The organism is Azohydromonas lata NBRC 102462 (genome assembly GCF_001571085.1).
Lineage (GTDB): Bacteria > Pseudomonadota > Gammaproteobacteria > Burkholderiales > Burkholderiaceae_C > Azohydromonas > Azohydromonas lata.
In genome coordinates, this window is the sequence record NZ_BCTC01000154.1 from 1 (window position 1) to 11,627 (window position 11,627).

The 11,627-nt window shown below is 70.7% G+C and carries 13 protein-coding genes and 1 pseudogene; 6 read left to right on the forward strand and 8 right to left on the reverse strand.

All coding sequences use genetic code 11. The features are described from left to right. Both ALA01S_RS35090 and ALA01S_RS28650 read left to right on the forward strand, forming a co-directional pair. A pseudogene (locus tag ALA01S_RS35090) lies at window positions 1-146 on the forward strand (Glu/Leu/Phe/Val dehydrogenase); the annotation flags it as partial. Between the two features lie 60 nt (window positions 147-206). Beyond that, window positions 207-1,100, forward strand: coding sequence for a Bug family tripartite tricarboxylate transporter substrate binding protein (locus ALA01S_RS28650; protein ID WP_066342729.1), 894 nt, complete (start codon window positions 207-209; stop codon window positions 1,098-1,100). A gap of 13 nt (window positions 1,101-1,113) precedes the next feature. On the opposite strand, the gene ALA01S_RS28655 is transcribed toward ALA01S_RS28650, so the two are convergent. Together ALA01S_RS28655 and ALA01S_RS28660 are read right to left on the reverse strand one after the other, a co-directional pair. After that, the gene (locus tag ALA01S_RS28655; protein WP_066342730.1) at window positions 1,114-2,040 is read right to left on the reverse strand and encodes a DUF535 family protein; all 927 of its coding nucleotides are present in this window, start codon (window positions 2,038-2,040) and stop codon (window positions 1,114-1,116) included. Between the two features lie 87 nt (window positions 2,041-2,127). Next, on the reverse strand, window positions 2,128-2,832 hold the full coding sequence (locus tag ALA01S_RS28660) for a YggS family pyridoxal phosphate-dependent enzyme (protein WP_066342732.1): 705 nt from the start codon (window positions 2,830-2,832) through the stop codon (window positions 2,128-2,130). 182 nt (window positions 2,833-3,014) lie between these two features. Between ALA01S_RS28660 and ALA01S_RS28665 the strand changes: the two genes are divergently transcribed. Continuing rightward, window positions 3,015-3,929 (forward strand): NAD(P)-dependent oxidoreductase, encoded by a 915-nt coding sequence (locus ALA01S_RS28665; RefSeq protein WP_066342735.1) that lies wholly within the window; start codon window positions 3,015-3,017, stop codon window positions 3,927-3,929. A 132-nt stretch (window positions 3,930-4,061) separates the two neighbouring features. Here the strand turns inward: ALA01S_RS28665 and ALA01S_RS28670 are convergent, their stop codons facing one another. The 3 genes from ALA01S_RS28670 to ALA01S_RS28680 all read right to left on the reverse strand — a co-directional run bounded on the left by ALA01S_RS28670 (window position 4,062) and on the right by ALA01S_RS28680 (window position 5,755). Beyond that, window positions 4,062-4,700 carry a BON domain-containing protein gene (locus ALA01S_RS28670; RefSeq protein WP_066342737.1) on the reverse strand — a complete coding sequence of 213 codons (639 nt, stop codon included), beginning with the start codon at window positions 4,698-4,700 and terminating at the stop codon, window positions 4,062-4,064. Then, window positions 4,697-5,275 carry an SIS domain-containing protein gene (locus ALA01S_RS28675; protein WP_066342740.1) on the reverse strand — a complete coding sequence of 193 codons (579 nt, stop codon included), beginning with the start codon at window positions 5,273-5,275 and terminating at the stop codon, window positions 4,697-4,699. Before ALA01S_RS28675 ends, ALA01S_RS28670 begins: the two co-directional genes overlap by 4 nt. 102 nt (window positions 5,276-5,377) lie before the next feature. Then, entirely contained in the window at window positions 5,378-5,755 is a 378-nt protein-coding gene (locus ALA01S_RS28680; protein WP_066342742.1) for a YraN family protein, read from the reverse strand. Here ALA01S_RS28680 and rsmI point away from each other — a divergent pair. Further along, window positions 5,748-6,662 (forward strand): 16S rRNA (cytidine(1402)-2'-O)-methyltransferase, encoded by a 915-nt coding sequence (rsmI, locus tag ALA01S_RS28685; protein WP_066342744.1) that lies wholly within the window; start codon window positions 5,748-5,750, stop codon window positions 6,660-6,662. The genes ALA01S_RS28680 and rsmI overlap by 8 nt on opposite strands. Window positions 6,663-6,776: 114 nt before the next feature. On the opposite strand, the gene ALA01S_RS28690 is transcribed toward rsmI, so the two are convergent. Continuing rightward, window positions 6,777-7,385 (reverse strand): hypothetical protein, encoded by a 609-nt coding sequence (locus tag ALA01S_RS28690; RefSeq protein ID WP_066342747.1) that lies wholly within the window; start codon window positions 7,383-7,385, stop codon window positions 6,777-6,779. Window positions 7,386-7,520: 135 nt separating this feature from the next. Here ALA01S_RS28690 and tldD point away from each other — a divergent pair, with 135 nt between their 5' ends. Continuing rightward, window positions 7,521-8,984: a metalloprotease TldD gene (gene tldD / locus ALA01S_RS28695; protein WP_066342752.1), complete on the forward strand. Its 1,464-nt coding sequence runs from the start codon at window positions 7,521-7,523 to the stop codon at window positions 8,982-8,984. 280 nt (window positions 8,985-9,264) lie between these two features. Next, on the forward strand, window positions 9,265-10,392 hold the full coding sequence (locus tag ALA01S_RS28700; protein ID WP_066342756.1) for a 3-deoxy-7-phosphoheptulonate synthase: 1,128 nt from the start codon (window positions 9,265-9,267) through the stop codon (window positions 10,390-10,392). 123 nt (window positions 10,393-10,515) lie between these two features. Here ALA01S_RS28700 and ALA01S_RS28705 read toward each other — a convergent pair whose 3' ends face one another. Together ALA01S_RS28705 and ALA01S_RS28710 are read right to left on the reverse strand one after the other, a co-directional pair. Continuing rightward, entirely contained in the window at window positions 10,516-11,085 is a 570-nt protein-coding gene (locus ALA01S_RS28705) for a cob(I)yrinic acid a,c-diamide adenosyltransferase (protein ID WP_066342757.1), read from the reverse strand. A 117-nt stretch (window positions 11,086-11,202) separates the two neighbouring features. Further along, a partial coding sequence (locus ALA01S_RS28710) for a hypothetical protein (RefSeq protein ID WP_218011543.1) occupies window positions 11,203-11,627 on the reverse strand: 425 nt, incomplete at its 5' end.

Below are 11,627 nucleotides of genomic sequence, written 5' to 3' on the forward strand. Positions count from 1 at the left end.
TGCGGCTGGAAAAGATCATGATCGGCGCGCTGCGCCGCATCTGGGACACGGCCGACCAGCACCGCATCTCGCTGCGCACCGCCACTTTCGCCGTGGCCTGCGAGCGCATCCTCACGGCGCGCGAGGAGCGCGGGCTCTATCCCTGACCGGCGCCCTGCGCGCGGCGCGCTTAGCATGCGCGGTTTCGTCCGATTCCCTTGCCCGCCATGCACCGCCGATCCCTGCTGGCCGCCGCCGCGGCCCTCGCGCTTCCCACCGCAGCCGCCCTCGCCCAGGGCGGCTGGCCCAACCGGCCGGTACGGCTGATCGTCCCGGCCCCGGCGGGCAGCTCGCTGGACATCATTGCCCGCCTCCTGGGCGACAAGTTGAAAGACCGCTGGGGCCAGAGCGTGGTGGTGGAGAACAAGCCCGGCGCCGGCGGGCTGCTGGGCATGGACGCGGCGGCCAAGGCGCCGCCTGACGGCCACGTGCTGGCACTGGGCTTCAACGGCCCCATCGCCTTCGCGCCCTTCATGTATTCCAAGCTGCCGGTGAGGAACGTGCGCGAGTTCGTCGGCTGGGCCCGCGAGCGCGGCGGGCGCATGAGCTACGCCTCGCTGGGCAAGGGCAGCAGCTCGCACCTGACCATGGAGCTGTTCATGGCCGAGGCCGGCATCCAGGGCACGCACATTCCCTTCAACGGCTCGCCGCCCAGCGCCATGTCGGTGGCCCAGGGCGAGACGGACGCCACCATGATGGTCGCCCCCGCGCTGCTGCCCCATGTGCGCTCAGGCCGCGTGCGGCTGCTGGCCGTCACCAGCCGCCAGCGGCTGGACTCCCTGCGCGACGTGCCCACGCTGGCCGAGTCCGGCTACCCGGACATCGAGGCGCTGGCCTGGAACGGCTTTTTCACCACCGCGGCCACGCCGCAGGCGCTGGTGGAGCGCATCAACGCCGACGTCAACGCCGTGCTGCAGGACGCCGGCGTGCGCGCCGCGCTGGAGCAGCAGGGGCTCACGCCCGTGGGCGGCAGCGCGGCGGCCTTCCGCGAGCTCGTGGCCAACGACACCCGGCGCTGGGGCGCCATCATCCGCAAGATCGGCCTGAAGCTGGAGTCCTGAGCGGCGGCGGTGCTCAGCGCGCCGCGAACAGGCCGGCGTGCAGCGCGTCGGCCATGGCGTCCAGCATGGCCCAGCGGCGGCGGTACATGGCGCGCTTGCGCGAGGGCACGTCCGAGAGATCACGCGGCAGCGGTTTCAGGCTGGTTTGCCAGTAGCCGTCCTCGCGTTGCTCGGCGCCCACCTCGCTCCAGAAGCGGCGGTAGTCGAAGCGCAGGCGGCGCCCGCGCAGGTTCCAGCGGCCCTTGATGTGGTCGAGCGGGTCTATGCCCACCAGGGCCGTGACGCCCCAGGTGGCGGCCGCGGCGCGCAGCGCCTCGAACAGCAGCCAGGCCGGACGCATGCCCTCGGCCGTCTTGGTGATGTCGCGCACCACCTCCTCCATGCCCGGCGCGCCCTGCACCGAGCCCACCAACAGCGCACCACAGGGCAGGAAGCCGAAGCTGACGTAGTACAGCCGCTGCCCGCGCGTGTTGCGCAGGCTCAGCGTCCAGCGGCCCTCGTGCCAGCTCACGTCGTTGATGCTGAGCACCAGGAGGCAGTCCTCGCTGAGCGACCACAGCTTCACCTGCTCGCCGCGCGCCAGGCGCAGTGCCAAGCGCCGGCCAAAGCGCGACTCGGCCTGCTCCAGGTCGGCCCGTGCCACGGTGAAGCGCTCGCGCAGGCTGAACCGCCGGTCCAGGAAGTAGGTGAGCGTGGGGTAGTAGCAGTCGGGGAAGCGCTGGTGCAGCTCGCGCCACACCGGCGCGCCCTGGACGAAATCCATGAAGCCCCGGCGCTGCGGCTGCGACAGCAGCAGCCGCAGGCGGTACTTGAAGCGCTTCATCACGCCCGGCCAGCCCGGGCGCGTGATCAGCTCGTCCGGGCGCGGCCAGTGCCCCTCTACGGAACCCGGCCCAATTGCGCCTACCAATTTCAGCGCCAGCTCGCCGCTCGACTCCATGCCCCACCTTTAGATAAAAGCGGAGGCGAATTTAGCGTTCAGTTACGCATGGCAGCTTTCAGCAATCTTGCAGCAACATGGCATACGTCACGCCGTGGCGCGGCGCGTGCGGCCGCCGAAGATGGCCGTGCCGATACGCACGATGGTGGCGCCCTCGGCCACGGCCGCTTCCAGGTCCGCGCTCATGCCCATGGACAGCGTGTCCAGCTGCAGGCCCTGCCGTCGCAGCGCCTGCAGCAGCGCGAACAGCTCGCGGTGGGGCTCGCGCTGAGCGTCGAACGTGCCGGCAGGCTCGGGGATGGACATGAGCCCGCGCAGCCGCAACCTGGGCAGCGCCGCGACCTGTGCCGCCAGGGCGGGGAGCGCCTGCGGCGCCACGCCGCTCTTGCTGGCCTCGCCGCTGACGTTGACCTGCAGGCACACCTGCAGCGGCGGCAGGTGCGGCGGGCGCTGGGCCGACAGCCGTTCGGCCACCTTGAGCCGGTCCACGGAATGGACCCAGTCGAAGCTCTCGGCGACCACGCGCGTCTTGTTGCTCTGCAGCGGGCCGATGAGGTGCCATTGCAGCCCGGCGCGCAGATCGGCCAAGGCGGCGATCTTGTCCAGGGCCTCCTGCACGTAGTTCTCGCCGAAGGCGCGCTGGCCGGCGGCATGGGCCTCGCGCACGGCGTCGGGGCCAAAGGTCTTGCTCACCGCCAGCAGCGTCACGTCCTGCTCGGCCCGGCCGGCGGCGGCGCAGGCGGCGGCGATGCGCGCGTGCGTGTCTTGAAGGGTGTCAGCTATGCCAGTCATGGGCGGCGAGCCTAGCCCATGCCACGCCCTGGGCGGCTGACGGCCGTCGATGCCGCCTGAAGCCGCCCGGCGCCGGGCAGCCGGGGCGTTCTGGGCCATGATTTGCGCTTTGCCGGCGCGGCCCAAGCACTGTTTGGGCCGTGCGGGACGGATCAACGCGCCGGGCGCGGGAGTAAATGGCAATGAGCGAACAACAAGCAAGCGGACAACCAGCGGCAACGGCGTCCATGGGCGGCGCGCGGGTGGCTTTCCTGGGCCTGGGCGTCATGGGCTACCCGATGGCCGGCCACCTGGCCCGCGCCGGGCACCAGGTGACGGTCTACAACCGCACGGTGGCCAAGGCGCAGGCCTGGGCCGCCGAGCACGGCGGGCGCGCCGCGGCCACGCCGCGCGAGGCGGCGCAGGGGGCGGATTTCGTCTTCGCCTGCGTGGGCAACGACGACGACCTGCGCAGCGTGGTGCTGGGCGCCGATGGGGCGCTGGCGGGCATGCGCGAGGGCGCGGTGTTCGTGGACCACACCACGGCCTCGGCCGAGGTGGCGCGCGAGCTGTACACGGCCGCGCGCACGCTGGGCCTGCATTTCGTGGACGCGCCGGTGTCCGGCGGCCAGGCCGGTGCCGTCAACGGCGTGCTCACGGTGATGTGCGGCGGCGACGCGGCGCCTTTTGAAGCCATGAAGCCCGTGGCGCTGGCCTACTCGCGCGCCGTCACGCGCGTGGGCCAGGCGGGCGCGGGGCAACTGGCCAAGATGGTCAACCAGGTCTGCATCGCCGGGCTGCTGCAGGGCCTGTCCGAGGCCCTGGCCTTCGGCCAGCGCGCGGGGCTGGACGTCAAGCAGGTGCTGGAAGTCATCTCCAAGGGCGCGGCGCAGAGCTGGCAGATGGAGAACCGCGGCGCGACCATGGCCGATGGGAAGTTCGACTTCGGCTTCGCCGTGGACTGGATGCGCAAGGACCTGGGCCTGGTGCTGGAAGAAGCCCGCCGCAACGGCGCGCGGCTGCCGGTGACGGCGCTGGTGGACCAGTTCTACGCCGATGTGCAGGCCGAGGGCGGCGGACGCTGGGACACGTCCAGCCTGATCACGCGCTTGAAGTAAGGGGTGGCGCGGGCAGCCGCACTGCGGCGGCGCAAGCGGCCCCATCGTTCGCCGGCGTGTCCATCGGTCCCCCATGGCACGCAGGCCATCGTTCAGATTTCTGAACGATGCGGCCTGCAAACCGCGGGCGGCTCAGCGTGCCGTCTGCAGGTTGGCCAGCTCGGCCTCGGTGAGGATCTCGAACACGCGCACCACCTTCTCCACGCCGCCGATGTTGCGGGCGAGGTCGGCCGCGCGCACGGCCTCACGCTCGGTGACGCGGCCCATCAGGTAGACCGTGCCGCGCTCGGTGACGACCTTGATGGCGTTGGACTGCAGGTCCTTGGCGTCCACGAAGGTGGCCTTGACCTTGCTGGTGGTGATGGCGTCGCTGGAGCGCGAGGTCAGCGAACTGTTGCCCAGCACGCCCAACTCGTTGACCACCGAGCGCAGGTTTTCCACACCGGCGATGGCGCGCTCCACCGACTGGCGCTCGGCCTCGCTGGGCACCTCGCCGGTGATGAGCAGCGTGCGGTTGTAGCTGGTGAGGTTGACGTGGCCGCGCTCGCCCAGCACCTCGCGCACGCGGGTGGCGGCCTTGACCTCTATGGCCTGGTCCTCGACCTGGGTGCCGGAGGTGCGCCGGTCGGTGGCCACCAGGGCGCCGCCCACGGCCGCACCGCCCACCAGCAGCGGTGCGCAACCGCTCATCCACGCGGCAGCGCCCAACGCGGCCAGCACGCGCGCGGCCCGCAGGCCGGCGCTTGTCCAATCAGAAGAAAGCTTGCTCATTCGTCCTGTTCGCCCATGAGTTGGAGGTCCACCGCGTCGCAGATGGCATGCAGCGCCAGCAGGTGCAACTCCAGGATGCGCGCCGTGCGCTCGTGCGGCACGGCGATGTGCACGTCGGTTTCGGCCAGGCGCAGCGCCTGGGCCCCGTTGGCGCGGCCGGTGAAGGCCAGCACCGTCATGTCGCGGCCATGCGCGGTCTGCACCGCGGCCACCAGCACCGGCGTGGCCACCGCGCCCAGCGCGATGAGCACGTCGCCCGGCGCGCCCAGCGCCTGCAACTGGCGCGCCTGCGCGGGCTCGTCCAGCGCGGGCAGGCTCATCAGCCCTGCGTCGCCCAGCGCCAGCGCGGCCAGCCCCGGGCGCTCGCGCTCGAAGCGGCCGGTGAGCTGCGTTGCAAAAGCCTGCGCCAGCCCAAGCCAGGGCCCCTGGCCCACCAGCAGCACCTTGCCGCCGCCGGTGATGCTGGCCACCACCACCTGCGCGGCGTCGGCGATTGGGCGCGACAGCGTCTCGGCCACCTGGTAGAGCAGGTCGGCGCTTTCGAAGAAATGTTGTTGGATGCGCTGTTCAAGCATGGGCGGGGATGATAGCGACGCCCTGTGAAGCCCCTGTTGCGGTGCCGCAGCGGGTGCGCGGGCAACCGCATCGCGGGGGCCAGCGGCCAGGGCCGGCCGGGCTCAGTCGATGTCGAAGGCACCGCGCAGCCAGGCGATCTCGCCGCCTTCTATCGTCACCACGTCGAAGCGGCAGGGCGGCAGCACGGGCCAGCGCATGAGGAAAGCCTCGGCGGCGCGGCGCAGCCGGCGCTGCTTGGTGGCGCCTATGCTGGCCGCCGCACCACCGCAGGCCGCACCGCGCCGGGCGCGCACCTCGACGAAGACCAGCGTGCCGTCGTGCTCGCGCAGGATCAGGTCGATCTCGCCGCCGTGGGCGCCGGGCCCTTGTGCCAGCCGATAATTGCGCATCACGAGCCGCAGGCCGTGGCGCTGCAGATGCGCCAACGCCAGCGTCTCGGCCTCTTCTCCCCGCGCCCTGGTCGTACCCGCCTTGAACATTTCGTCCTTGCTCCAGCAGGCGGCGGCCGCTGCCGCCGGTGCGCAGCAGTATCCCGCCGCAAGCCTCTACGTGGTGGCCACGCCCATAGGCAACCTGGCCGATCTGACGCTGCGCGCCATCCAGGTGCTGGCCCGCGCCGACGCCGTGGCCTGCGAGGACACGCGCGTGAGCGCGGCGCTGCTGCGCCACCTTGGGCTGGACCGGCCGCTGCTGTCCGTGCACGAGCACAACGAGGCCGCCGCCGCACAGGGCGTGGTCGCGCGGCTGGCGCAGGGCCAGCGCGTGGCCTACGTGAGCGACGCGGGCACGCCCGCCGTGTCCGACCCCGGCGCAGTGCTGGTGGCCGCGGTGCGCGAGGCGGGCTACCGCGTCGTGCCCATTCCCGGCGCCAGCAGCGCGGTGACGGCACTGAGCGCCGCGGGCGATGCGCGCACCAGCGGCTTCACGTTCGTGGGCTTCCTGCCGGCCAAGGGCGCGGAGCGCAAGGCCGCTTTGCAGGCACTGGCAGCGCAGCCGCAGGCGCAGGTGCTGTTCGAGGCGCCGCACCGCGTGCAGACCCTGGCCGCGGAGCTGGCGCAGGCCATGCCGCAGCGCCAACTGTCCTGCTGCCGCGAGCTGACCAAGCAGTTCGAGAGCATTCATACGCTGGCGGCGGCGGAGTTCCCCGAATGGCTCGCCGCCGACGCGCAGCGCCAGCGCGGCGAGTTCGTTTTGGTGCTGCATGCGGCCCCGGCCGTGCCCGCGGCGCAGGACGAAGACGCCCTGCCCCCGGAGGCCGAGCGCGCGCTGCGCACGCTGCTGGCCGAATTGCCGCTCAAGCAGGCCGTGTCGCTGGCGGCCACGCTCAGCGGCGCGCCGCGCAACGCGCTGTACCAGCGCGCGCTGGCGCTCAAGAACGAGGCTTGAGCATCGGCCGCCCGCCCTGGAACGGCCGGCCTGGCCTGCCAGGCGGCCGGCACCCGGGGCGGCTGCGCGCCACCAGTCCGGGGCCGTCGGCATCGCAGCGCCGTTGAACGCCACTTACTGGGCGTGCTGCCGGTCGTGCTTCTGGTGGTGGATGTCGGCGCTGGCGCGTTGCTGCATGCGTTCCAGTCGGGTGCGCTCGGCGCCGCTGACATGGCCGTCGGCATTGGCGCGGGCCTCGGCGGCGCTGATGCGCGACTGCTCGCGCTCCAGGCGTTCGGCCTCGCGGGCGTCTATCTGGCCACTGGCGATGCCTTGGCGAATGCGCGCGTCCTGCGCGGATTCACGGCGGTCCACCAGCGCGCCGGACGTGGGCGGCGCGGCTGGCGCCATGCGGGTGCTGGCGGTGTTGACGTCGTGCTTTTGCTGCGCGATGGCGGCGTTGGCGTTGTTCTGCATGCGGTTGAGGCGCTCGCGCTCGGCACCGCTGACCGTGCCGTCGGCCTTGGCCGCGGCCTCGGTGGCGTCTATGCGGCCCTGCTGGCGCTCCAGGCGGTAGGCCTCGCGGGCGCTGACGCTGCCGTTGGCGATGCCTTGCTGAATGCGCTGCTCCTGGTGGGCCTCGCGCTGGTCGGCGACGCTGGGAGCGGCGGCCTGCTGCGCGAAGGAGGCGGCACAGGCCAGCGCCAGCGCGGCACCGGTCAGGACATTCGAAAACTGCTTCATGCTGTGGTCCTTGGCGTGGGAACATCTCGCCACGGCTTTTCAACGGTGTCCGGACCACCCAGATGACGGGGCAATTGTCGCCTCGCGTAACGACGGTGGGTCCGGCGTAACCCAGGCGCTGCCCTCGAACCCTCCATGATCTCCCGCGAACCCACTCTTGAACGGCTGGCCCAGGCGCAGTCGCTGCTGCTGGACCCTTATGGCCTGAGCGAGACGACGCTGACGCAGGCGCTGCGCCTGATCAGCGAGCACCGCATCGACGATGCGGACCTGTACTTCCAGACCACGCGCCACGAGGGCTGGAGCCTGGAGGAAGGCATCGTCAAGAGCGGCAGCTTCAGCATCGACCAGGGCGTGGGCGTGCGCGCCGTGGCCGGCGAGAAGACGGCCTTCGCCTACTCCGACGACATCTCCGAAGCCGCGCTGCTGGACGCCGCGCGCACGGTGCGCACCATCGCCGCGGCCGGGCAGAGCCGCCGCGTGAAGGTGCCCTCCTCCGGCACCGTGGCGGGCAGCCGCATGCTCTACGCGCCCACCGACCCCATCAACACGCTGGACAGCGCGCAGAAGGTGGCGCTGCTGGAGAAGGTGGAGCAGCGTGCCCGCGCGCGCGACCCGCGCATCGTCCAGGTGATGGCGGGCCTGGCGGCCGAGCACGACGTGGTGATGGTGGCGCGCGCCGACGGCACGCGCGCGGCGGACGTGCGGCCGCTGGTGCGGCTGTCGGTGACCGTGATCGCCGAATCCAACGGGCGGCGCGAGATCGGCTCCGGCGGCGGCGGCGGGCGCTTCGGCCTCAATTACTTCCAGGACGACGTGATTGACCGCTACGTGGACCAGGCCGTCAACGCCGCGCTCACCAACTTGGAGGCGCGCCCGGCCCCGGCGGGCGAGATGACCGTGGTGCTGGGCCCGGGCTGGCCGGGCATCCTGCTGCACGAGGCCATTGGCCACGGGCTGGAGGGCGACTTCAACCGCAAGGGCTCCAGCGCGTTCGCCGGACGCGTCGGACAGCGCGTGGCGGCCAAGGGCGTGACGGTGCTGGACGACGGCACGCTGCCCGACCGCCGCGGCTCGCTCAACGTGGACGATGAGGGCTGCGCCACGCAGCGCACGGTGCTCATCGAGGACGGCATCCTGCGCGGCTACATCCAGGACTCGCTCAATGCGCGGCTCATGAAGGTCAAGCCCACGGGCAACGGCCGGCGCGAGAGCTACGCCCACCTGCCCATGCCGCGCATGACCAACACCTACATGCTGGCCGGCGACAAGCCCAAGGACGAGATCGTCGCCTCCATCAAGAAGGGCCTGTACGCGGTGAACTTCGGCGGCGGGCAGGTGGACATCACCAGCGGCAAGTTCGTGTTCTCGGCCAGCGAGGCCTACTGGGTGGAGAACGGCAAGATCCTCTACCCGGTCAAGGGCGCCACGCTCATAGGCAACGGGCCGGACGCGCTCACGCGCGTGTCCATGATCGGCAACGACCTGCAGCTCGACACCGGCGTGGGCACCTGCGGCAAGGAAGGCCAGAGCGTGCCCGTGGGCGTGGGCCAGCCCACGCTGCGCATCGACGGCCTGACCGTGGGCGGCACGGCCTGAGCATTCACACCGGGTGCGGGCTGGAGAAATGAACGATCTGGTACGTACCCGAAATGCGTTGACGCGTTCATGGGGTTCACCCCATGATCCGGGACTTATGCGTTTCGCACGATTTTTCTTCGGCTTTTATTGGTTCTCGCACCGCCCCGGCGGAGGAGAGGCCCGCGCTTAAGCCGACAGACGAAGCGCAGAGCAGATTCCTCAAAACCGCCGGGAGACCCCCGGCGGTTTTTTTTCATCCCTACCGACCCGAACCCGTCATTTCCTGGAGCCGAGTGCCATGACCGAGAACCTGAAATCGCCGCCTGCCGTCGCTGAGGGCTGGCAAGCCCCTCCGGATCGAACCAGCCAGACCGACGACGCCCGCATCCAGGACATCACGCCCTTGCCTCCGCCCGAGCACCTCATCCGCTTCTTCCCCATTCGCAGCACGCCCGTGGAGGCGCTGGTGACGCAGACGCGCCAGCGCATCGGCCAGATGCTGCACGGCCAGGACGACCGGCTGCTGGTCATCATGGGCCCCTGTTCCATCCATGACCCGCAGGCCGCGCTGGAGTACGCGCGCCGCCTCATGGAGCAGCGCACGCGCTACGCCGACACGCTGGAAGTGGTGATGCGCGTGTACTTCGAGAAGCCGCGCACCACGGTGGGCTGGAAGGGGCTGATCAACGACCCGTACCTGGACGAGAGCTACCGCATCGACGAGGGCCTGCGCATCGCGCGTCAACTGCTGGTGGAGATCAACCGCCTGGGACTGCCCGCGGCCAGCGAGTTCCTGGACGTGATCTCGCCGCAGTACATCGGCGACCTCATCGCCTGGGGTGCCATCGGCGCGCGCACCACCGAGAGCCAGGTGCACCGCGAGTTGGCCTCCGGCATCTCGGCGCCCATCGGCTTCAAGAACGGCACGGACGGCAACATCAAGATCGCCATCGACGCCATCCAGGCCGCCTCGCGCCCGCACCACTTCCTGTCGGTGCACAAGAACGGCCAGGTCGCCACGGTGCAGACCAAGGGCAACCCGGACTGCCACGTCATCCTGCGCGGCGGCAAGGCGCCCAACTACGACGCCGACCACGTGGCCGCCGCCTGCCGCGACCTGCAGGCCGCCGGGTTGGACTGCTCGCTGATGGTGGACTTCAGCCACGCCAACAGCAGCAAGAAGCACGAGCGCCAGGTGGATGTGGCTCGCGACATCGCGGGGCAGATCCGCGGCGGCAGCCGCTCCGTTTTCGGCGTGATGGTGGAAAGCCACCTGGTGGCCGGCGCCCAGAAGTTCACGCCGGGCAAGGACGATGCCACGAAGCTCGCTTACGGCCAGAGCATCACCGACGCCTGCATCGGCTGGGACGACTCGCTCACCGTGCTGGAAGAACTCAGCGCCGCCGTGAAGGCGCGCCGCGGCTGACGCGCGGGCAGTGCTGCGTTCCGCGCTCGTGCGCGGATGCGGCAGCTTGAAAAGCAACAGCGGCCCTGCCGGAAGGCAAGGGCCGCTGCCGTTTTAAGACTGGAAAACGGGGGGCGGCGGGGCTCAGCCGCGCTGCAGCCGCTCGCTGTGCCAGTACACGTCGTCTCCACCCAGGCCATCGAGATTGGCGCGGTTGAGCACGCGGGCCAGGACGAAGAGCAGGTCCGACAGCCGGTTGAGGTAGTGGCGCGGCTCGGAGCGCAGCGGCTCCTGCGCACTCAGCGTCACCAGCGCGCGCTCGGCGCGGCGCGCCACGGTGCGGGCCACGTGGGCCAGCGCGGCACTGCGGCTGCCACCGGGCAATATGAATTCTTGCAGGCGCGGCAGGCGGCCGTTGTAGTCGGCCAGCGCCTCGTTCAGCCGAATCACGGCGTCACCCTTGAGCAGCTCGTAGCCGGGGATGGAGAGCTCGCCGCCCAAGTTGAACAGCTCGTGCTGGATGGTCACCAGCAGCTCGCGCACCTCATCCGGCAGCGGCTCGCACAGCAGCACGCCAAGGTGGGAATTGAGCTCGTCCACCTCGCCCAAGGCATGGATGCGCAGGTGGTCCTTGGGCACACGGCTGCCGTCGCCCAAGCCGGTGGAGCCGTCGTCGCCAGTGCGGGTGGCGATTTGTGTGAGTCGGTTGGCCATCGCGGGATGCTAGCAGCGCCCGCGCGGCCCTCTGGCCGGGTCAGAAGGGCTCAAGACGGCAGGCAAAGGACGCACAGCGTTTCGCAGCCGGAAGGATCTGGACGGGCACGCCCGTTGCTATAAACCAAAGAGCGTGATGAGCGCCTGGTACACCCCCAAGAGCGCAGCACCCAGGCCCACATTGAGGGCCAAGTGCGGCAGGCCGCGGCCGACATGGATGCCTAGGCGCACGCACACGCAGCCCCAGAAGATGACCAGCAGCGTAGCGCCGGCGTTGATGGGTTCGAAGACGCCGCCGCTGGCATGCAGCGCGGCGACGTAGAGCAGCCACAGGCCAGCGGCCATGACGGCAGATGCGGTGACTTCGTTGAAAGAAGGTTTGCGGAGTTGAACGCCCAGAAGTTTCATGCGGGTACTGCGACGGATGGCTCCACCGGCGGCGCGGCGGAAAGATGCGGCAAAGCGGGGCACGGCCACAACGCAACGCGCGGCAAGGCGCGGTGACATCGCGTGTGCAAGAAAGAATGAGGAGCCCAACGGCC

Bases quoted from the DNA above. Each gene is read 5' to 3' on its own strand.
- ALA01S_RS28650 (WP_066342729.1), top strand. From the start codon at position 207: ATGCACCGCCGATCCCTGCTGGCCGCCGCCGCGGCCCTCGCGCTTCCC.
- ALA01S_RS28655 (WP_066342730.1), bottom strand. From the start codon at position 2,040: ATGGAGTCGAGCGGCGAGCTGGCGCTGAAATTGGTAGGCGCAATTGGG.
- ALA01S_RS28660 (WP_066342732.1), bottom strand. From the start codon at position 2,832: ATGACTGGCATAGCTGACACCCTTCAAGACACGCACGCGCGCATCGCC.
- ALA01S_RS28665 (WP_066342735.1), top strand. From the start codon at position 3,015: ATGAGCGAACAACAAGCAAGCGGACAACCAGCGGCAACGGCGTCCATG.
- ALA01S_RS28670 (WP_066342737.1), bottom strand. From the start codon at position 4,700: ATGAGCAAGCTTTCTTCTGATTGGACAAGCGCCGGCCTGCGGGCCGCG.
- ALA01S_RS28675 (WP_066342740.1), bottom strand. From the start codon at position 5,275: ATGCTTGAACAGCGCATCCAACAACATTTCTTCGAAAGCGCCGACCTG.
- ALA01S_RS28680 (WP_066342742.1), bottom strand. From the start codon at position 5,755: ATGTTCAAGGCGGGTACGACCAGGGCGCGGGGAGAAGAGGCCGAGACG.
- ALA01S_RS28690 (WP_066342747.1), bottom strand. From the start codon at position 7,385: ATGAAGCAGTTTTCGAATGTCCTGACCGGTGCCGCGCTGGCGCTGGCC.
- tldD (WP_066342752.1), top strand. From the start codon at position 7,521: ATGATCTCCCGCGAACCCACTCTTGAACGGCTGGCCCAGGCGCAGTCG.
- ALA01S_RS28700 (WP_066342756.1), top strand. From the start codon at position 9,265: ATGACCGAGAACCTGAAATCGCCGCCTGCCGTCGCTGAGGGCTGGCAA.
- ALA01S_RS28705 (WP_066342757.1), bottom strand. From the start codon at position 11,085: ATGGCCAACCGACTCACACAAATCGCCACCCGCACTGGCGACGACGGC.